General features: G+C 38.2%; 22 protein-coding genes. 6 read left to right on the top strand and 16 right to left on the bottom strand.

Going from position 1 to position 20,045, the window contains the following annotated elements:
• Positions 1-257: 257 nt before the first annotated feature.
• The 13 genes from AC2TFD_RS17915 to AC2TFD_RS17975 all read right to left on the bottom strand — a co-directional run bounded on the left by AC2TFD_RS17915 (position 258) and on the right by AC2TFD_RS17975 (position 13,536).
• Positions 258-1,277: a LacI family DNA-binding transcriptional regulator gene (locus AC2TFD_RS17915; protein ID WP_335518494.1), complete on the bottom strand. Its 1,020-nt coding sequence runs from the start codon at positions 1,275-1,277 to the stop codon at positions 258-260.
• 496 nt (positions 1,278-1,773) lie between these two features.
• Positions 1,774-2,448, bottom strand: a complete 675-nt coding sequence (locus AC2TFD_RS17920; RefSeq protein WP_484673675.1) for a DUF1028 domain-containing protein — start codon at positions 2,446-2,448, stop codon at positions 1,774-1,776.
• 69 nt (positions 2,449-2,517) lie between these two features.
• Positions 2,518-2,970 (bottom strand): Rid family hydrolase, encoded by a 453-nt coding sequence (locus AC2TFD_RS17925; RefSeq protein WP_335518485.1) that lies wholly within the window; start codon positions 2,968-2,970, stop codon positions 2,518-2,520.
• Between the two features lie 102 nt (positions 2,971-3,072).
• Entirely contained in the window at positions 3,073-3,771 is a 699-nt protein-coding gene (locus AC2TFD_RS17930) for an ABC transporter ATP-binding protein (protein WP_335518482.1), read from the bottom strand.
• A complete protein-coding gene (locus AC2TFD_RS17935; RefSeq protein WP_335518479.1) occupies positions 3,764-4,558 on the bottom strand; it encodes an ABC transporter ATP-binding protein in 795 nt (264 codons plus the stop codon). The genes AC2TFD_RS17930 and AC2TFD_RS17935 overlap by 8 nt, the downstream gene beginning before the upstream one ends.
• Positions 4,548-5,576: a branched-chain amino acid ABC transporter permease gene (locus AC2TFD_RS17940; RefSeq protein WP_335568007.1), complete on the bottom strand. Its 1,029-nt coding sequence runs from the start codon at positions 5,574-5,576 to the stop codon at positions 4,548-4,550. The genes AC2TFD_RS17935 and AC2TFD_RS17940 overlap by 11 nt, the downstream gene beginning before the upstream one ends.
• 13 nt (positions 5,577-5,589) lie before the next feature.
• Entirely contained in the window at positions 5,590-6,456 is an 867-nt protein-coding gene (locus AC2TFD_RS17945; protein ID WP_335568006.1) for a branched-chain amino acid ABC transporter permease, read from the bottom strand.
• 11 nt (positions 6,457-6,467) lie between these two features.
• The gene (locus AC2TFD_RS17950; protein ID WP_484673676.1) at positions 6,468-7,637 is read right to left on the bottom strand and encodes an ABC transporter substrate-binding protein; all 1,170 of its coding nucleotides are present in this window, start codon (positions 7,635-7,637) and stop codon (positions 6,468-6,470) included.
• Positions 7,638-7,705: 68 nt separating this feature from the next.
• Positions 7,706-9,175, bottom strand: coding sequence for a 4-hydroxyphenylacetate 3-hydroxylase family protein (locus AC2TFD_RS17955; protein WP_484673677.1), 1,470 nt, complete (start codon positions 9,173-9,175; stop codon positions 7,706-7,708).
• A 354-nt stretch (positions 9,176-9,529) separates the two neighbouring features.
• Positions 9,530-10,786: an allantoate amidohydrolase gene (locus AC2TFD_RS17960; protein ID WP_484673678.1), complete on the bottom strand. Its 1,257-nt coding sequence runs from the start codon at positions 10,784-10,786 to the stop codon at positions 9,530-9,532.
• A 151-nt stretch (positions 10,787-10,937) separates the two neighbouring features.
• Complete coding sequence (locus tag AC2TFD_RS17965) at positions 10,938-11,504, bottom strand: FAD synthetase family protein (RefSeq protein ID WP_335568002.1); 567 nt, start codon at positions 11,502-11,504, stop codon at positions 10,938-10,940.
• Between the two features lie 18 nt (positions 11,505-11,522).
• On the bottom strand, positions 11,523-12,986 hold the full coding sequence (locus AC2TFD_RS17970; protein ID WP_335568001.1) for a 4-hydroxyphenylacetate 3-hydroxylase family protein: 1,464 nt from the start codon (positions 12,984-12,986) through the stop codon (positions 11,523-11,525).
• Between the two features lie 40 nt (positions 12,987-13,026).
• Positions 13,027-13,536, bottom strand: coding sequence for a flavin reductase family protein (locus AC2TFD_RS17975; protein ID WP_335568000.1), 510 nt, complete (start codon positions 13,534-13,536; stop codon positions 13,027-13,029).
• A 227-nt stretch (positions 13,537-13,763) separates the two neighbouring features.
• Between AC2TFD_RS17975 and AC2TFD_RS17980 the strand changes: the two genes are divergently transcribed.
• Positions 13,764-15,083, top strand: a complete 1,320-nt coding sequence (locus tag AC2TFD_RS17980; protein ID WP_335567999.1) for a helix-turn-helix domain-containing protein — start codon at positions 13,764-13,766, stop codon at positions 15,081-15,083.
• Between the two features lie 174 nt (positions 15,084-15,257).
• On the opposite strand, the gene AC2TFD_RS17985 is transcribed toward AC2TFD_RS17980, so the two are convergent.
• The 3 genes from AC2TFD_RS17985 to AC2TFD_RS17995 form a co-directional block, all read right to left on the bottom strand.
• Positions 15,258-15,356 carry a YjcZ family sporulation protein gene (locus tag AC2TFD_RS17985; RefSeq protein ID WP_335510086.1) on the bottom strand — a complete coding sequence of 33 codons (99 nt, stop codon included), beginning with the start codon at positions 15,354-15,356 and terminating at the stop codon, positions 15,258-15,260.
• 192 nt (positions 15,357-15,548) lie between these two features.
• Complete coding sequence (locus AC2TFD_RS17990) at positions 15,549-16,646, bottom strand: hypothetical protein (protein WP_335567998.1); 1,098 nt, start codon at positions 16,644-16,646, stop codon at positions 15,549-15,551.
• A 43-nt stretch (positions 16,647-16,689) separates the two neighbouring features.
• Positions 16,690-17,163: an Hsp20/alpha crystallin family protein gene (locus AC2TFD_RS17995; protein WP_335519515.1), complete on the bottom strand. Its 474-nt coding sequence runs from the start codon at positions 17,161-17,163 to the stop codon at positions 16,690-16,692.
• A 230-nt stretch (positions 17,164-17,393) separates the two neighbouring features.
• On the opposite strand from AC2TFD_RS17995, the gene AC2TFD_RS18000 reads away from it, so the two are divergent.
• The 5 genes from AC2TFD_RS18000 (at position 17,394) to AC2TFD_RS18020 (ending at position 19,965) form a co-directional block, all read left to right on the top strand.
• Positions 17,394-17,636, top strand: coding sequence for a hypothetical protein (locus AC2TFD_RS18000; RefSeq protein ID WP_335519517.1), 243 nt, complete (start codon positions 17,394-17,396; stop codon positions 17,634-17,636).
• A 27-nt stretch (positions 17,637-17,663) separates the two neighbouring features.
• Positions 17,664-17,912, top strand: coding sequence for a hypothetical protein (locus tag AC2TFD_RS18005; RefSeq protein ID WP_335519519.1), 249 nt, complete (start codon positions 17,664-17,666; stop codon positions 17,910-17,912).
• An 11-nt stretch (positions 17,913-17,923) separates the two neighbouring features.
• Positions 17,924-18,157: a hypothetical protein gene (locus AC2TFD_RS18010; RefSeq protein ID WP_335519522.1), complete on the top strand. Its 234-nt coding sequence runs from the start codon at positions 17,924-17,926 to the stop codon at positions 18,155-18,157.
• Positions 18,158-18,209: 52 nt separating this feature from the next.
• Positions 18,210-18,446, top strand: coding sequence for a spore germination protein (locus tag AC2TFD_RS18015; protein WP_335519525.1), 237 nt, complete (start codon positions 18,210-18,212; stop codon positions 18,444-18,446).
• A gap of 499 nt (positions 18,447-18,945) precedes the next feature.
• The gene (locus AC2TFD_RS18020; RefSeq protein ID WP_335520746.1) at positions 18,946-19,965 is read left to right on the top strand and encodes an FUSC family protein; all 1,020 of its coding nucleotides are present in this window, start codon (positions 18,946-18,948) and stop codon (positions 19,963-19,965) included.
• The last annotated feature ends 80 nt before the right edge of the window (positions 19,966-20,045 follow it).

A 20,045-nucleotide genomic window follows, 5' to 3' on the forward strand; every position in this document is an offset into this window, starting at 1 on the left:
TCGAAACGTTTCGCTGTATAAATTTAGTATAAATAGAATTGATTTCAAAATCAATAGGTTTTTCTGAATATATCGAATTCACTATTCACTATTGGTAACGACGTGCCTCGGGAAACAGATCTTTATCTAAATCATCGTCCATTTTTACATTTTGTAGGAGAACGAAACATTGAGTAAGCTGGTAACTTTTATATGTACCTTATAATAGACAGAAGGTACCCTCTCGATGTTCCTGTCTCCCTTTTTCAAGCAGATAATCAATTATTGACATCATTTCCTGTATACCCGCAACTTTCGCGAACCACTAAAGATGGTGTTAGTGTTATTTGTCTAGGAACGGTTTCATTCTTTTCCTTGATTAACTGTAAAAGCAACTCCATCGATAATTTACCCATTTCATAGGTAGAGTGATCTACACTAGAGAGAGGAACAAGAAAGTTTTCAGAAAAAGAGCTATTATCATTTCCGATGACAGCGATATCCTCCGGAACACGAATCCCAGCATCTCTAAGTCCCTTAATCACCCCGAACGCCACTACGTCGCTTACCGTACAAATCGCCTCTGGTAATGTTCCCTCTTGTTCGAGCATCTTTTTCACATTGGTATATCCCGATTCCAAGGTGTATTCTCCATCAAAAACAAGCATTGGATCCACTTCTAAACCATGAAGGGTCATGCAGCTAATAAATCCAGCTTTTCTTTCCCTTGCAGTGTTTATTTTTAAATCACCTCCAAAATAAGCAATTCTTTTGTACCCCTGTGCCACTAAATGATTAACAGCTATTTCAGAACTGAGCGGATTATTAACTCCAACAAAGTGTTTATCATACAATGGGGGTTTTCGATTAATGAGAACATATTTTAATCCTGATTTTTCAATTTCGATTAAATCTTCCGCTAAAGCAATATTCGCTAAAAGGAGACCGTCAACCTGTTGTTCTAGCATTAGTTCTAAATAAGCCAAAATTTTAGAATGTTCATTGGATGTATTACAAAGGATGACATTGAAATTATGATTAAACGCTACATCCTCAATTCCTTTGATCATAGGCGGATAAAAAGGATTTAAAATATCTGTTACGATGAAACCAATCGTGTTGGTGCTCTTCTTTTTCAAACTTCGTGCTACTGCATTGGGTCGGTAATGTAGTTCCTCAATTACCTGCATCACTCTATTCGTAAGTTCCGGACTGACATATGCTGACTGATTAATGACAGCCGAAACGGTAGAAAGTGAAACATTCGCTTTTTTTGCTATATCTTTCATCGTTGCCATTTAAAAACCTCCACAAAAATGTTTCGATATCTATAATTTATATTAAATTTAGACTATTCGCTATTCAATTGTCATATTTCTTAGAATTATTAATTCATAGTCCCCAAGTCCCCAAAAATTTAAAAACTAAAATTAATAAAAACATACATGGATATGTATGTTTATTATATATCACAATAAAAAATTGGGGTGTGAAATGCAATGGTGATTCTCGGCTATATAATAATCACTGCTATTACTTCTTCAAATATACACAAAAAAACACATGGGGTTCCTCAATGGAAATCTCCCATGTGTTTTACTATTCATTCTTAGACTAATAATTAGTAATAGATTTTAATTTAATATTAGATTGTTTAAAGTGTTGATTATCATTATAGCGACATAAAAGATTGATGAAAGACAGATCGAGTGATTTCTCAATGAGTTTTGTCCTTCATAAGGATTTCAAAAAATAATCAACATCTGTATCTAACAAAGCTTAATTAAAAATTAGTTATTCGTCCCCTAAAACACCATAGGAAGGAGCCATCTCTGGAACAACTGCCCTTACTTTATAATCGTTTGCCTGAGGGCTGTAAATTTCCCAAAGCTTCTTTAAATCTTCAAGAGGGTGATCACTATAATCTACTCTTAGATCCACATAAGGGAATGGTTCATCGGTGTATACTAGGAGTCCAATAGAGCGTTCCTGATCTAATTCCCCGCCTAACTGAAAGCCTTTTTCAAGCGCAAAAATTAACCTTTCTGCTAATGGCATTCCTTCTGTTTCTAGAAATACATGCCCCATTGCTTCAGGAATGGCAGGATCACTGAGGAGATTTCCAATACTGGCAACATTTTTTGCACAAAATTCGCCATGGACACCTAGTGCCTTTTTCCCTGTAAAGGCAGCGGAATTTCCTTTGGAATCCACTACTGCCAGTTGCCTGTATTCAGGATATGGTGAAGCCGCCTTCATGGAACGTATCGTCCATTCGGCATCGAAACCATTTTCCAACACGGTAAAACCGATAGTGGCTAATCTTGGGTCAGTCACATTTTGCGATAAAATAGCACCTTCTCCTGCTTTCACCCATGGGCATCTTGCCCCAACTGCTGGACTACTAGAAGTAACAATGACTCCTAATGCACCGGTGGAAGAACAACGTCCTGCTACCGAAAATGTCATTTTCTATCCCTCCTCGGTAGATATATTTATATTCACTTTAATACTGTATGAATCTACTAAAATAAAAACCTATTCGCTAATGACAGCCTCAACATCAATTTCCATTAACATCTCAGGCATCGCAAACCCACTTACCAATAAACCAGTACTGCAAGGATATACATCTTTAAAATGCTTCGCAATTACCGGATAGACTTTGCTTCGATCTTCACGATGCATTAAGTAAACGGTAATCTTACAAATATCATTAATCGTGCCGCCAGCCTCTTCAATCAGCTGCCTTACACAGGTACATGCCATTTCCGCTTGCGCTGCCACATCGCCAATGCCATGAAAGTTTCCATCTAAATCAAATCCCGTTTGACCTCGTAAGAAGATTCGATTTCCAGCTCGAACGGCCATGCAAAATTCATTATCAATATGGTGTTCTGGTTTTCCCAGGTTTTTTGGATAATATTGGGCTGTTTTGAACTTTCGGAATCTCTGAATCTCTACTTTTTTTGTTTCACCATGGACTGTCATCTTGGTATTTCCTCCCTAAATTTTTATTAAAGGAATTTATCCCTATTTATACCCTAAAAATAATATAATGTTTTTTCTGAAAATTGTCAACATTTTAAACAATTACCCGAGATAAGATTTTTGAACAATTTCGCTTTCTTTTAATTCTTTTTTTGTTCCTTGCCCAGCTAAACGCCCAGCCATTAGTACATAGCCGCGACTGCAAAAATCAATCGCCATTTCAGCATTCTGATCGACCAAAAGGATGGTGGTTCCTTGCTGATGTAATTCGGTGATTTTATCATAGACTTCAAACACTAGTTTTGGTGATAAACCCATTGATGGTTCATCGAGTAATAATAGTTTCGGTTTCGTCATCATGGCTCTTGCGATTGCCAGCATTTGCTGCTCTCCGCCAGACAATAGACCTGCCAACTGTTCTTTTCTTTCTCTTAAAATCGGAAAAGGCTCTGTAACCTCTTCCGCCCTTTGCTGACGACTTTTAGCTGGAAGTGTGTAACCACCTAGAAGTAAATTATCCCAAACCGAAAGTAATGGAAATACATGCCTTCCTTCAGGAACAAGTGTCATGCCGCGACTAACTAATTTAAAGGTTTTTTCATTCACGATTGATTTACCAGAAAGTTGAATACTTCCACTTTTGGGACGCAGCTCTCCAATGATTGTTTTCAATAATGTACTTTTCCCTGCACCATTAGCACCGATAACCGAAACGGCTTCCTTTTCTCCTACTTTCAAGCTTACATTGTCTAAAGCACATATTTGTCCATAATAGGTACTTACATTTTCTACATTAAGCATTTACCTCAGCCCTCCCCATATAAGCTTCCAATACTGCAGGATGATTCTGAATCACTTCAGGAGGACCTTCTACTAACTTTTCTCCAAAATTTATCACCGTTATTTGGTCGGACAACGTATTTACGAGATGCATATCGTGCGCAATAATTAAAATCGTTATGCCTTGTTTATTCACCTGTGTAAATAGATTCATAAGCTCTTTTGTTTCCTTCTGATTCATACCCGCGGTTGGCTCATCAAGTAATAATAGATCAGGATTTGTTGCTAAAGCCCTGGCAATTTCAACACGTCTTTGACTTCCATAGGAAAGTTTTGCTGCATACTCATGACGCAGCTCCCACAACCCTACGAATTTCAATATTTCCTCTATACGTTCCTTCGCCTGCCTTTCCTTGTTCCGAAAGTTCTTCGTCCGAAATAAAGCAGGCAGAAGGTTGCCGCCTGTTAAAAGATAGGTTCCTATCAATACAGTTTCAAAGACTGTCATATCAGGAAATAGCCGGATATTTTGGAAGGTACGGGAAACCCCTTGCTCTGCAATTTTATCTGGTCTCAATGAAGTGATGTCCCGATTTAGTAGTTGTATTTTCCCTTCATCTGGGGTAATCACACCTGTGACTAGGTTAAATAGCGTACTTTTCCCTGCACCATTCGGGCCAATGATGGCATGGATATTGTTTTGTGAAACCGAGAACGATAGATTGTTTACTGCCTTTACTCCCCCAAAAGACTTTGAAAGATTGTTGACGGTTAAGATGGCTGAGTCATTCACAACATTACTGCTCATAACTTAACCCCTCTTTCTCTATCGCTGTTTTTTTTTCAATTCGTGAATTTCTTTGAAAAAATCGTTTCTTTGACATTTTTAATAACCCCATGACTCCCTTAGGGAAAAACATAATCATGACGACGATTAAAACTCCATAAATTAACATTCTTAATTCTGGTGTCTCACGTAGTAACTCTGAAGAAACGGTAAGAATCGATGCTCCAATCAACGCTCCTGCTATCGAACCTTGGCCGCCAATCATAACCATCGTTAAAATCGTGACAGACATCCCAAAAGCAAATGTTTCCGGACTAACAACACGCAGGAAATGAGCATATAAGGCACCAGCCGCACCGCAAAAAGCAGCGGAAATGGTAAACATCATTACTTTTGTTTTAAATACAGGGATCCCCATTGCTTGAGCTGCGAGTTCGTCATCACGAATGGCGGTACATGCACGGCCAAATCCGGACTTAATGATTAACCGTGTGACGAAAATGCCTAAAAATACAAATATCAATAATAAGGGATAATAATCATGGTAACGCGTAAACAAAAGCTCAAATGATCCTATTTTAATGGGCGGAGGAGCAGGTATTCCGGCAATTCCCATCGGTCCGCCTGTAAGATCATTCCAGTTTAAAAATACAAGCCATATGATGGTTCCAAATGCAAGCGTTGCCATAACTAGGTATTCTTCAATTAATTTCAATCCAATAAATCCAATGACAAATCCGATTAATGCTGTAACCAGAATGGAGAGTGGAAGATTCATCCATAGTGAAAAGCCCAGTTTTTTGGCCAATATGGCAGCGACATATGCTCCGATTCCAAAGAATGCACCATGTCCCACGGAAACCTGACCCGTGTATCCAACAATTAAATCTAGACCTAGTGCAAGGATGGCATAGATTAGGATAAGATTAATCACATACATAAAGTAAGGATTCACTACTGCAAGAGGCAGGAGAAATAATGCAATCCCTCCAAAAATGAACACGATTTTTCGAAAACCTGTTTTTTTGATTTGTTCCATCCTTTCTCCCCCCTTATACCTTTTGTTGAACGATTTTCCCAAAGATCCCTTGAGGACGAACTAATAAAATAAATAATAAGATAACCATGGCAACCGCATCTCGATAACCTGAAGAAATAAAACCAGCTGCAAAACTCTCAATGATACCTAATAATAAGCCGGCAATCATGGCTCCTGGAATATTCCCCATTCCCCCCATAACCGAGGCAGTAAATCCTTTTAGTCCAGCGAATACTCCCATGGTCGGATATACCAGGAATACCGGTCCTACTAAAATACCTGCTAGCGCACCAACAGCTGAACCAATTGCAAACGTAATCGAAATAATCTTATTTGCATTTATCCCCATTAATTGGGTAGCTTGAATATTCTGTGAGGCAGCTTGGACAGCTTTTCCCATAAGTGTTCGATTGATAAATAATTCTAAAACAATCATGACAAGAATGGTGACAATGATGATATAAACATAGTGCTGATTGATCAGCATATCCCCGATACTGATATTATTGGAAAGGAATGGAGAGGTTAATCTTTCCGGTGTAGCCCCCCAAATATATTGAGCTAAATTTTGAAGGACAATCGAAATCCCAATCGCTGCAATCAGCAAATTTAATTTCGGTGCACTTCGCATTCTCATGTATACCATTTTCTCCATTAAATACCCAAGAAGTGCCCCTGCACACACGCCTCCAATATAAGCCAGCCAAATAGGTGTGTCTAATAATAGAAGATAAAGGGACACGAATGCCCCTCCCATATAGACTTCACCGTGTGCAAAGTTAATAAAACGAAGCACATTCCATACCATTGTGTATCCAATCGCCATTAATGCGTATATGCTGCCGAGGACGATTCCATTTATTAGTTGGTCAAAGAACACTGATTATCCCCCTATTCTGATTCTTTAATTACCGAGAAGTTACCCTTTTGAACTTGCATAATCATTGGAGTATTTGCACGATCACCGTTTTTATCAAATTTAATTGGTCCAGTAATTCCTTGATATTCAATATTGGCTAAAGCATTACGTGATTTTTCAGCATCTCCGGCACCCTCTTCTAGTGCTTTTGCAAGAGCCATGGCCGCGTCAAAAGCAATTGCCGTATTAGCCTGTGCTGGAATCTTATTTTCATCTGCTAACGCTTTAAATTCTTTCATCTCATCTGAACCAGCATTTAAATCAATCATCGAAGCAAAAATATGATTTTCAACCGCATCTCCACCTAATGTGATGAGTTGCTCTGAATACATAGAATCATCTGGTGAGAAGAACTGAACATTCAATCCAGCCTGTCTTGCTTGTTGCTCAATTAAAGCTACCTCATTGTACAATCCAACTACCATTACAGCGTCAGGGTTTAGGTTTTTAATCTTTGATAATTGTGCTGAGAAGTTTTTATCGCCTGGATTATATTTTTCAGTAGCGATAAATTCTACCCCAAGGTCTTTTGTAGATTCCTTTGCTGCGTCATACATCGTAATTCCATAATCTGTATTTTCAAATAAGGCGGCTATTTTCTTTACCTTTTTCTCTTCCGCCATATATTTCATTACAGCAGGTACATAAACGGAACCAGTTAAAATAACACGGAATAGGTATTCGTTACCTGTTTTGGATAAATCAGGGCTCGCCCCCATATTTAAATGAAGTACTTTTGAGGATCCTGAAACTTCCTGTGCAGCCAATGTTGGTGATGAATTATATCCTCCGATAATGGCCTTTACCCCATCATTCATAATCATTTTGTTCACAACGGCAACTGCTTCTGAAGGAGTAGCTTTATCGTCACCGACTACTAACTCAAGCTTTTTTCCGTTTATGCCGCCTTCACTATTAATCTTTTTAAAAGCAAGGTCTACGCCATTTTTCATATCCTGTCCGTACTGTGCGTTATCACCAGTCATCGGTGCTTGCAGCCCTACGAGAATCTTGTCTCCGCTTTCAGAAGAAGAATCACCATTTCCCGATGAAGAGTTAGTCCCAGAACACCCAACCAACAATACAGCTAAAACCAAAAACATAACCATCTTTTTCATTAATAATTTTGTAGAATGTGCCAACATAAGTCCCCCTTTAATTATTTATAGGAATTTTTATTCACTTCAAAAATTTAATTATCTCAAAATTTTTATAGGTTAATAGAAGACTCAGTAGTAGCTGGTTTAATTCCTGCCGCTTTTCGCACCAATTCACGATTAGGCTCCAAATCAAAATTGTTAAACACAGCCATTTGTTGGGCAAACGGCGGGCTTTGGGCAAATAATTCAAAGGTTGTACGGTGACCGGCATAAGAGGAATTTAACAAATCTCTTGCAAAATAAAGTAATTTCCCACGATCCTCTGGTGTCCATTCCCCAACGGAGTAATATTGATCAATGTATGGTTTGATTTCCGGGTCTGCCATTGTCGCAGAGTCCGGAGTAACCGCTAATTGTCCGCCAACAAGCTCTCTTGTTAGATGAGCCATGGCCGGGAAATTAGCCAATGCAAAGACTCGGCCTGTGTAAAGGAGTGATTGATTTGGCATCATTAATCCGCCAGGGCTTCTTTCCCCTTCCGCTACAGCTGCGGTTAAATGAGCATTAATTCCTTCACGATAGTTGATGAGTTGTGAAATTTTCTCTTTTACAGCTTGTAAATGGGTTAAACCAGTTTGTTCCACATTCAGTAATGCGGTTCCGATTAAATAATCGGCTCGACGTAACATTCTCAGGGTGTAATTAAAAGCAGAGTAACGATGAAGGGTAGAACGGATATAGGCGGCTGATTCTAAGGAGCGATGGAAAAGTACATTTTCCCACGGAATTAAGACATGATCGAAAATCAGTAATGTATCAATTTCTTCAAATTTTGTGGCAATCGGATAATCTTGTGGATTTCGGTCAGTACCCAGGGATGTCCGGCAAATATGTTTCAACCCAGGTGAACCCATGTCACATATAAAACCACAGGCGAAAGGTGCCATTTTCTCCGATCCGGCATTCCAATCTAAAATCGTTGGCTTTACAAATGCTTGATGGGCATAGGCAGCGGCTGTTTCAAACTTAGCGCCTTTTACGACAATTCCTTTATCATTTTCCTCGACCACATGAAGCAGGGTTCCACCGTCTTTTCCACCGAACAATTTGCTTCTATCGCCTTTGGGATCAGTGTTTGCCGAAACATGGAACAAGTCTTCTCTTGCGACACGGTCAATGTGATACTTTATATTTTTTGCATACGTTGGATCAATTTCATTTAGTTTATCTTGGGCATCAAAGAGCGACCACATTTCACCAATCGTTTCATCACCGACCCGGTACACTACCCCGCCAAGGTCGTCTAGTACGGTTTCCACATGTATGCGAATCGCCTTTAAATCTTCCTTCGTCTCTGGTGCTTTGTATGCTCGGGATACAATCTCACCATCTGGAAGTCTAGTGGTTAAGGTTTCAGCGTACTTCTCTTCAAATGCCATATCATACATTCTAGCTTTTACATCAATAATGGGCTTAAAGGATGAATGTTCTGCTACGTTCCGAACTTTTTCACCATCAATATAGACTTCCCTTCCGTCATTCAGCGATTCACGGTACTCTTTTCCTGTCATTAATGCCATACGATTCCTCCTATCATTTCATTGATGACTTGAATCCGCTACATGAATTTCAAAGATTAAGTGTTCTTTTTTCATTTACGGAACTTTTCTTTAATTATTCTTTAATTAAAAATAACAAATCCACAGTGTTAATGTCAATTAAATATTCTAAAAATTCTTTATTTTATAAATTCAATAATTACTATATCACAAATAAATATAAATCTTATACCTATTTTAATAGAGAAACTAGATAACCATTTAAAGTTAGGACAAAATATCTATGCCAAAATGAAAGCTTGCTAGTTTACTAGCAAGCCTCCATTTTGAAGAAAAAAAAGACTGATACGTATCCTTTCCCTTTCATGTATTTTCTTAGACGCTAATTTCCTTTTCTGAAAGCGTTCGATCCAGCCGAATTATACCTTGCAGGATTAAATTTCCAACCTTTTCAATATCCTCGGGTTCACTAAACTCTTCAGGGCAATGGCTTTTCCCGCCGATACTCTTCACAAAAACCATAACCGATTTCGTTACACTTGCCATATGGGCGGCATCGTGCACAGCCATACTTGGCAGCGTTAAACAAGGTTCCTTCATTTCCCTGGCAGTGTTTTCAAGAACAGCTACCAACTCCTGATCTAGACGTACTGGTTTTTGGTCAAGAAATACTTCTTGTGAAACTTTTACCTGTCTTCTACTTGAAATCTCATTCCAAACATCCTGGATGGAATCTATTGCCTCCTGAATGATTCCCTGTGACTCAGCTCTTATTTCTACTATAAAATCAACTTGTCCTGGAATGATATTGGCAGCATTAGGACTTACATTTAATCTCCCTACGGTTCCAACAACATTCCCCTTGGATTTGCAATACCGCTCCACTTCAAGAATCATTTCCGAAGCTGCGGTAAGGGCATCTCTTCTATTGACCATCATGGTCGTACCAGAATGATTGGGGTCTCCTTTTACGGATACAAAACTACGATACGTCCCAACAACACTGTTAATTACCGCCATCGAAATATTCGCGCTTTCTAGCCGCTGCCCCTGCTCAATATGAAGTTCAATAAAAGCTTTTTTATCCTTGTGCATCTCCTTCATTTCTGGGAACTTTTCAAGTCCACCGCCAACCTTCTTCAGTTCTTCACTCAATAGAGCTCCTTTTGAATCTCGTACATCCTCTAACATTCCTGATGTTAGCTTTCCGACAAAGCAACGGCTGCCGAAAGTGGATACATTAAAATCGTTAGATTCTTCTGCAGTGAAGGAAACGATTTCAATATCATGATCAAGTGGAATACTATGCTCTTTTAACGTTTTGATAATTTCTTTTGCCATCAGAACACCAAGAGGCCCATCGTATTCTCCCCCATTTGGAACAGAATCCAAGTGGGAGCCAATCACGATACTGTCTTTCTTTTTTCCTGTTCCTTTATATTTCCCCCATATATTGGCCGCACCATCAATGGTAATTTCAAGTCCCATTTCCTTTAGTTCTTCGATAAACAATTGACGTACTTGATGATCTTCGTAAGAAAAACTAGGTCTAGTCACACCTCCATATTCATTCTTTCCATATTTTCCATATCGCTCAATATCCTGTAATAAACGACCAAGATTAATTTTCAATACACAGTTCCCCACTTTCAAACCCTATCAGTTTAGCAATCTGATTCTATTTTTTTATCAAAAAATAAACGGGAGCAACAATTTTGAATAACTCAATCATTGCTGCTCCAATTTTTATAGGTTACTTGTCTACTAATAAAACGCGAATTCCTTATACGGCAAAGTTTTTTTCTGCCAAAAAGGAAATATGGCGGATATCTCCTAGTAATTTTTTGGCTGAAGAATAGTTTCCTTGCAGTAATAATTTGCGGATACGAGTGGAAGAGATTAATTCACCTTGGTCACATTGCAGCGGATTTAAAACACCGACATTGAAATGGGCCCGTAGATCATCAATTGTGCCCTTTCGATCCTTACCAAATTGGAAGTTTGGCCCTTCCCAAATTTCAATCGGATTGATTCGCTGTATTTCTTCTAAAAAAGAAGAAACAGTTTGTTTGGTAAATGCTTCGTTAAATTCCCCCACAATCACATGCTCAGCTCCCAGCATCTCAAGCCGGCTAAGCTTTTCATCGAGTGAAGTGATCATTTGGCAATTTTTAAAAAATACCTTCGGAGGCGGATCAAAGGTATAAACCACAAATGGAACCTCAAGTTTTTCCGCCCGTAATTTTGTTTTTAAAAGCAATGCTTGGTGCCCTAAATGCACACCGTCAAGGGCTCCAATCGTGAGCGTTGATGCTGGGAGCTTTAACGTACCAGGTGCATGAATTTCCAAAGTAAAAACTCCTTTCTACTAGATGCTAGAAACAGGTACAGACGGTTGAATTCCTGCTGCTTTTCGCACCAATTCACGATTAGGCTCCAAATCAAAATTGTTAAACACAGCCATTTGTTGTGCAAATGGCGGACTTTGGGCGAATAATTCAAAGGTTGTACGGTGACCGGCATAAGAGGAATTTAACAAATCTCTTGCGAAATAAAGTAATTTTCCACGGTCCTCTGGTGTCCATTCCCCAACAGAGTAATATTGATCAATATAAGATTGGATTTCCGGGTCTGCCATCGTCGTAGAGTCCGGAGTAACCGCTAATTGTCCGCCAACAAGCTCTCTCGTTAAATGGGCCATTGCCGGGAAATTAGCCAACGCGAAGACTCGGCCTGTGTAAAGGAGTGATTGATTTGGCATCATTAACCCGCCTGGGCTTCTTTCTGCTGCCGCTACCGCTGCAGTTAAATGAGCATTAATTCCTTCACGATAATTGATAAGTTCTGAGATTTTCTCTTTTACAGCTTGTAGATGGGTTAAACCAGTTTGTTCCACATTCAATAAGGCGGCTCCGATTAAGTAATCGGCTCGACGTAACATTCTAAGGGTGTAATTAAAAGCAGAATAACGATGAAGGGTGGAACGGATATAAGCGGCTGATTCTAAGGAGCGATGGAAAAGTACATTTTCCCATGGAATTAGGACATTATCAAAGATAAGTAATGTATCAATTTCTTCAAATTTTGTGGCAATCGGATAATCTTGTGGATTTCGGTCAGCACCCAAAGATGTCCGGCAAATATGCTTCAGACCAGGTGATCCCATATCGCAGATGAATCCACAAGCGAAAGGAGCCATTTTTTCTGATCCAGCATTCCAATCTAAAATCGTTGGTTTTACAAATGCTTGATGGGCATAGGCAGCGGCTGTTTCAAACTTAGCGCCTTTTACGACGATTCCTTTATCATTTTCCTCGACCACATGAAGCAGGGTTCCACCGTCTTTTCCACCGAATAATTTACTTCTATCGCCTTTTGGATCGGTGTTTGCCGAAACATGGAACAAGTCTTCTCTTGCGACACGGTCAATGTGATACTTAATATTTTTTGCATACGTTGGGTCAATTTCATTTAATTTATCTTGGGCGTCAAAGAGCGACCACATTTCACCAATCGTTTCATCACCAACTCGGTATACTACCCCGCCAAGGTCGTCTAGAACGGTTTCCACATGTTTGCGAATCGCGCTTAAATCTTCCTTCGTCTCAGGTGCTTTGTATGCTCGGGATACAATCTCACCATCTTCAAGTCTAGTCGTTAAAGTACTAGCATACTTCTCTTCAAACGCCATATCATACATTCTAGCTTTTACATCAATGATGGGCTTAAAAGATGGATGTTCAGCTAAATTCCGAACCTTTTCTCCATCGATATAAACTTCCCTGCCATCATTCAGTGACTCCCGATATTGTTTCCCTGTCATTAATGTCATTCCATTTTCCTCCCTATTAATGTTATTAATTTCTTATCTACTAAGCTTCTTTAAATTGACCAAACTTCCCCCGAAAATAGACTAATGGATCGGCGCTTGCTGCTTGGGCATTTTGTACCTCAGCAAGAAAAACCGTATGAGTTCCACCTGTTACTTCTTCAACTACACGACATTCAAGATGTGCAAGTGTATCTTCGAGGACAGGATTCCCCAGTTCCCCATAAGAAAAATTCACATCCTTAAATTTATCAGTATTTGCTCTAGCAAATGTAAGAGCTAAATCCTTTTGGCTTTCGTTCATTATGTTGACCGTAAAGGATTCTGCAGCCGTTATCGCATGACATGTTCCTGTGCTTTTATTGACACAAACGAGCAGCATGGGCGGCTCAACGGATACAGAACTGACAGCGCTGGCAGTAATACCAAAATCGACTCCATTGTTTCTAACGGTGATCACCGATACACCGCTGGCAAAATGGCCGATGACATGTTTGAATTGATCTTGTTCAACCAAAGGTGATTGTTCTTTATTCTCCTTCGATGCATTCATTTACAAACACTCCTCTTTATTAATTTACGGAATTTTTCTTAATCTGTTCCTTAAATAAAACTATACAGAGGTGATAAATTAATGTCAACAGAATTTTCAAAAAATTCACTATTATTATGTTGGAAATATGGTTTAAAGATGAGGTAAACTTAAAATGAAGTTATTTATACCTAATTATTTTCATCATTGATATAATTAAATACAATCTTTTTATTGGGGGGAATTACTTGAAACCAAGTGTTGGAATTATTGGACCAGCAGACTCTGTCCAACTTATTTCTGAAATTGCAATGGAATATAGCGAACAAATCCAACCAGTGCCTTTCATTTATTCGAATACAAATGAAGCTGCCAGCCTCATACAACATAATCAACACCTAGTTGATCTTTGGATCTTGGCAGGACCGGCATTATATAATTCATTTCTAGAAAGTGGTGTCAATCAGCCCTTTTTTCTACTAAAGTTAGATGGTGCCAGCTTAACAAAGACTTTAGTGGAGATTGGATACAATGATAAAAAAGCCTTAGAAAGTATTAGTATTGATATGGTGACAGAACGTGATGTCTATGAAACTTTCAACGACCTTAATATTTCTAGCAGTCAGGTTTATGTGCATGAGTATACACATGAAACTCCTCTAGATCATCTTCTAACCTTTCATCAAAACCTTTATCAAGATGGAAAAGTAGAACTTTGTATCACTTGTCTGCGTTCTATCTATGATCAATTGCGGTTGGAAAACATTCCTGCCTTCAGAGTTACTCCTACAAGAAGCAACATTCGTGAGACGCTATCAACGGCCATACAACAATGGGAAACGATGCATTTTAAACAATCACAAATCGCCGTAATACTCGTGAAAGTTCAAGGGATAGAGAAAAAAGATGATCATAATATGGTATCGTACGATTTACATCGGTTAATCTTAGATATTCAGGCCGCCATCTTAAATTTTGCAGAATCCATTTCTGGCTCTTTTATTACGATTGGAACCGGAGCCTTTGTTATTTTCTCCACCAGAGGTTCTGTTGAAGAAACCGAGAAACCGATAGGATCTCTTCTAGATGATTTATCGTTAATTTCTGATTTACCATCCAATATTGGTATTGGTTATGGCGATACCGCTCTGTCTGCCGAAGAAAACGCCCGGCTTGCTTTAAATCATGCGCAAAACTATGACTCTTTCTGTGCTTTCCTTGTTGATAATAATGGAACCATTGAAGGGCCTTTAGAACAACAAGAAGTCCTCACCTTCCAATACCGAACTGAAAATAAGGAAATAAGTGAGAAACTAAAAAATAGCGGAATCACCATCACAACATTTAACAAAATTTTATCCGTGCAAAAAAGAGTTGGGAATGGGACCATTACCGCAACTCAAATAGCAGACACATTAAAAATGACACCAAGAAATGCCCGCCGGATTCTAACGGGTTTAGTGGACCAGGGAATTGCGGAAATCATTGGCGATGAAGCTCCAACCTCCAAAGGACGTCCACGGAAAATATATCGAGTGAGTGATGGAGTCGAAACGGGGACAAGCTAGACAAGTTAATACCTATTACAAGAATAAATCATGATTTTTTACACAGGTCATACTAAGATTAAGAGCCGCCCGCTCTATTAACTATTATATAATAGGCAATAGAGCGGACGGCTCTTTTCAAATTTTACCGACACACCTAATTAAATAACACCACGTGTGCTGGCTGCGAACATCTTAGTAACCCCACCAAGAAGCTCCAATAATGATTAGTAGAATAAATAATACGACCAACAAGGCAAATCCGCCTCCATAGCCTGCTCCTGCTCCGCTCATATATGATCACCTCCATGCTATTTAAAATAGTCTATGTCATTGCACGGTCATTGGAATGGATTAAATCCCGACTTTTTTATTTTGGGCTTAAATTATGGAGAGTTAACTGGGGGATTATTCATCGTGTTTCTGCAAACAGTATCATCTTCATTTATGATCTGCCAAAAATAGGACTTCTAGGATGGAGAAGCCCTATTTCTCATCATTATAAATATCTTCATCAAGAGAAGGGTTGTCCTCTTCAATAACAATCTCCGTATATTGAATCTTTTCGTCTGATGGAGCGGAGGCTACTTCTGAGGATGATTCATCATCGTGAATAGCAGAAGACTGGTTTGTACTAGGCGGGCTATTTTCCATTTCCACTTTCATTTCCTTCATTTTTTCCATTTCCTCTTTTACTTGATCAGTGATTTTCTTAGGGATTGCTTCTTTTCCATATGTTGCACCAATATTTAATGCTCCGCTTAAACTTTTGATGCCAATCTGAGCAAAGTTATTGTTTTGTTCATACCTTTCTAAATATAACTTATCAATATATAACGTTTTTAAAATAGGTTCTTCGTTCTTCATTGAAACTTCTGTTTCGTTCATTTGTTTCACCAAACCATTACTTTTCTCTATGGTTTCCTCCATCCGTTTTAGCAACCCAGCCTGAACTTCATTTACCAATAAAATATTGCGTTCTAAGAGTTGTACTCTCATTTCAATCTGCGTGTAAAACACTTCCTTGTCATCTCTTTTCTCACTTTTATGCTCATGTGTTGAAAAGTCTTCAGAAGATGTCTGTCGGTGATCTTCTATTATTGATTGATCTTCGTAAGGTAGTTTTCTGTGCTTTAATATCGAAATTTCATTTTCTAAAGCTTGAATTTTTTCAACCAACTTTTTTTCCTTTTGGATATGAACGGCATATTTTTCTGAGATGAGTTGTTCTATAAAATGGATTAAACGTTCATCGACTTTATATTCATTTTTTCTTGGAAAGGGATTAATATTTTCAAGTTGATCTACTCTTTGTCCCATTTCTTCCAATCTTTGATTGATTTCTTTAAATTTCTGGGCGTTCTCCATCATGTTTATTTGGAAATCCTTACCTTGTGTCTTTACTCGCTCCTGCTCTTTTTTTTCCCCACTGTTGTAACTATACATTGATGTTCGAATCTTCTTCTCAAACTCCAATAAGCTTTTCAATTGAACCTCAAGTGCATTGATTCTTAACGTCTGCTTTTCCAAATCATCTAGGGCTTGCTTTTGAACTTTTTGATTGAACATCCCTTTTATAGGCATCGTGTCTCCCCACATTAACGTAATTTTATTTTCCCGACCAAGGTTACTCGATATTTACTCGCTCTTCTGTCAAAAATTGCCGTTTATATGAAACAAATAGAAGTCCATTTTTAAATTTAGCTCGGATTAGATTGGGATACGTCGGTTCTGGAAGCTGGATAACCCGTTCAAAGGAGCCATGATACCTTTCTTTCTGTACTGGCTCTCCCGTCATCAATTGGTGATTGTTTCCTTTGATTAAAAGATTCGTTCCTGATACCGATAATTGTATATTTTCCTTTACGTAACCCGCTAAATCCGATATTAACAAAATTTCCTCATCCGTAATAAAAATATCTGTTGGAGGAAATTTTTTTCCATGCCCGGCTTTCGCAGCCGTTTCACCCGATTTATTTGATTCCAAATTACTTTTCATAAATTCTTGAAAGGAGGATTGATCAAAAATCCCATCCCAAAAATCACCAGTTTGGTATTTTTTCGCCAAATCCATCCATTGTAAGATCTTATTCATATCCATGATGGATCATCCTCCTTGTAAGGCTCGGTAAAAATCCCAGTACATGTCTTCTTATATTAATGATATTTATTATTTAGTAAATCATTCATAAAAAGTGTCCAATCTGAAATGAAACCCCCATGATTTACCCACGTTCCGTATAGTCCTTATATACTGAAAAAACATATTTTCTAGTTAACAGTCATATAGTTAAGTACCCCGGGGCAAAGGTAAAGAGAGGATAATCATTCATGGACTTTATACCAACCAAGGTGACTATTAAAGCAATAAAACTAAATAATATCGATCATGGTAGTTCCATCTCTTTTAGTTCTACCTTGAAAAAAAACAGGAATGTTGCGGCAAAGAAAAATCAAGGTTTTGGCCAGCAGTTGGCTGATGGATGTTTGAGAATATACTCAACAAGCTCGATTTTGGATCATGATATCGAGGATTCCAACTCACAAAAAGTAAATGGTAAACCACCCCTTTAAGGAAAAATAATTAGGAGGTTTTAATTAGTGGGTCCCGTTCCATACATTAATATCAATATCAATATCATTAAAGTCAATTCATTTGAGAATGCATCCGCAATCAATGTGGGTCAAAACCTTTTAGCGGAGTGGCATAATTCTGATAAGAAAAACCAGGGACTAGGCCAAAATATGGGTGATGGAACCAATTTTATTGGAACGAAAAGCGCCGTCGATGACCGGGATCAAATTGATTCAAATTCTTCTTTTGAAACCGCCAATCTGCCTAATTTATAAGGAGTAATCATATGAAATTTGCACCCGTATCACTTAATATCTTAGGAATTAAAATCAATGCCATTGACCATGCAGCAGTCGTCAACCTTGGTCCAAGTCAACACTTGGATCAGTTTGTCTCCTATAAACGGAATCAAGGAATAGGAGAACAGAACGGGGACTTATCCCCAACAATACTGTCTAGTTCCTGGGTATTGGACCCGGATATCTCTGATAGCAACTCGGTTAAAACAAGCTTTTTATAGTGGGCAATGTACCGAACAAGATTTGAATGACTTAAAAAATAGGGGTGTTAACATGTTTTTTGTTTCACCAGTTGTCATCAATGTTCTTGGATTTAAAGTGAATACATTAGATAATGGTGCAGTAGCGAATATGGGGACCGTTCAATTAATTGATCAACTTGTAACCTATAAGCGAAATCAAGCCTTTGGAGAACAAAATGGCGACTTTTCCCCTGTAGCTGTCCCAGCTGCCACAGTCATTGATCCCGATGTCAGTGATAGTAATGCCATTAAAAACAGTGTAGTATAAAGCATGGGATGGTTCTTTCGTTTTTTAGGATGTCAAAGATCTTGGGCATTGAAGATGGGTATGATGTCTGGGGACCGAGGGTAATTTATTTTAACAGAAGCGTTCCTGGTTATAAGGGAATAATTTATGCGTCAATTAGACTGAATATATGAAGTAGAAATCAAAATTGAAAGCTTTGGTTATATGAAAGGAGTAGCTAGATGATATTCAGCTACTCCTTTTGTATTTTGGATAAGTAGAATTTATAAAATCATCCCATTATGCTAATTCCTATTGTATTTATGACACTTTATTTTTCATCGAAGTTTCACCTCCTCCCTATTATTTTCTGTTAAAATAATCACCTCTAATTCTGCTAGCAAGACCAACCGGGGAATGTCCCCAAAATCTTAAAAAACAATTGAAATGTTTCGTTTTAATAGCTATATTTGATAGGGGAATGGACGAAAGTGACTGGGGAGAATTATTGTTCTGCGCTTTTTATGGAGGATTGAGTTTTGTGAAGTTAGGACCGCGCGTCATTAAAACAGGAATTGCTGTTACATTAGCCTTATATATTTGTTCTGTATTAAAGCTTGAATCTGCAGTCTTTGCGGGAATTGCTGCTATTTTTACGATTCAACCGTCCATTTATCGCACATGGAAACAAGTATGGAACCAAGCTCAAACCAATATCTTAGGTGCGATTTTTGCCTTTCTAGGTTTATACTTTCTTGGCAATGATCCATTTTCGATTGGACTTGTTATCATTCTCCTGATTTCGATTAGTTTAAAATTAAAAATGGGCGAAACGATTTCGCTAACGGTCGTAACAGTGTTGGCGATTATGAGTGCACCAGGAAACGATTGGTTTTTTGCTTTGAACCGTTTTATCGTTACTTTCGTTGGAATGGCAACCGCACTGCTAGTCAATATTTTTATCTACCCGCCCAACTACAAGAAAAATTACTTAAATAAAATCAATGATATTTTCCAAGAGTTTTCTATTTTAATGAGAACAGCTATCTCTGACGAAATGACTGAAAAGTCGTTTAAGGAGCAAATGGAACAATTAGAAAATAATATTTTCCTTTTAGAAGAACACTTTATATTATTTGATGAAGAACGTGAAAAAATGGCCAAAGTAAATAATATGGATGTACGGGAAATCGTCGTTTTTAAGCAAATGTTTAAATCACTCCAACAGGGATTTATTGTCATAGAGGATATTGATTCCTTCTATTTTAAGAGCAAGCCGACACCTGAAGAAAATCAACTCTTTGATCAACACCTCGAATATCTCATCAAGTATCATGAGCTATATCTATTAAAATATGATGGAAAGATAAAAATGGATCTGCCTTCAGTAGAAGATGAGTTTATGAAACAAACAGAGGTCTTTTTAGAAAAAGTTATGCAATCCTATCATGAAGATCATAAAATTCAAATGGCCGTCGTTGGGGCTTCTATTTATCATTATGCCTTTCAATTGAACAGGTTGAACACGCTCATAGAACAATATAGGAAGAAGTCACTTTAGAAAGCAGGGATAATAGGAAAGGAGTAGCTAGATGATATTCTGCTACTCCTTTTGTATTAAATGAAATAAGCAAGTTCTAA

The sequence above is a fragment of the Neobacillus sp. plas4 genome (assembly GCF_057221695.1).

Coding starts and splice junctions, on each gene's coding strand:
- AC2TFD_RS17915 (WP_335518494.1), bottom strand. CDS start 1,277: ATGGCAACGATGAAAGATATAGCAAAAAAAGCGAATGTTTCACTTTCT.
- AC2TFD_RS17995 (WP_335519515.1), bottom strand. CDS start 17,163: ATGGATATGAATAAGATCTTACAATGGATGGATTTGGCGAAAAAATAC.
- AC2TFD_RS17990 (WP_335567998.1), bottom strand. CDS start 16,646: ATGCCTATAAAAGGGATGTTCAATCAAAAAGTTCAAAAGCAAGCCCTA.
- AC2TFD_RS17935 (WP_335518479.1), bottom strand. CDS start 4,558: ATGAGCAGTAATGTTGTGAATGACTCAGCCATCTTAACCGTCAACAAT.
- AC2TFD_RS17930 (WP_335518482.1), bottom strand. CDS start 3,771: ATGCTTAATGTAGAAAATGTAAGTACCTATTATGGACAAATATGTGCT.
- AC2TFD_RS17955 (WP_484673677.1), bottom strand. CDS start 9,175: ATGGCATTAATGACAGGAAAAGAGTACCGTGAATCGCTGAATGACGGA.
- AC2TFD_RS18000 (WP_335519517.1), top strand. CDS start 17,394: ATGGACTTTATACCAACCAAGGTGACTATTAAAGCAATAAAACTAAAT.
- AC2TFD_RS17975 (WP_335568000.1), bottom strand. CDS start 13,536: ATGAATGCATCGAAGGAGAATAAAGAACAATCACCTTTGGTTGAACAA.
- AC2TFD_RS17940 (WP_335568007.1), bottom strand. CDS start 5,576: ATGGAACAAATCAAAAAAACAGGTTTTCGAAAAATCGTGTTCATTTTT.
- AC2TFD_RS17925 (WP_335518485.1), bottom strand. CDS start 2,970: ATGACAGTCCATGGTGAAACAAAAAAAGTAGAGATTCAGAGATTCCGA.
- AC2TFD_RS17970 (WP_335568001.1), bottom strand. CDS start 12,986: ATGACATTAATGACAGGGAAACAATATCGGGAGTCACTGAATGATGGC.
- AC2TFD_RS17920 (WP_484673675.1), bottom strand. CDS start 2,448: ATGACATTTTCGGTAGCAGGACGTTGTTCTTCCACCGGTGCATTAGGA.
- AC2TFD_RS17985 (WP_335510086.1), bottom strand. CDS start 15,356: ATGAGCGGAGCAGGAGCAGGCTATGGAGGCGGATTTGCCTTGTTGGTC.
- AC2TFD_RS18010 (WP_335519522.1), top strand. CDS start 17,924: ATGAAATTTGCACCCGTATCACTTAATATCTTAGGAATTAAAATCAAT.
- AC2TFD_RS18015 (WP_335519525.1), top strand. CDS start 18,210: ATGTTTTTTGTTTCACCAGTTGTCATCAATGTTCTTGGATTTAAAGTG.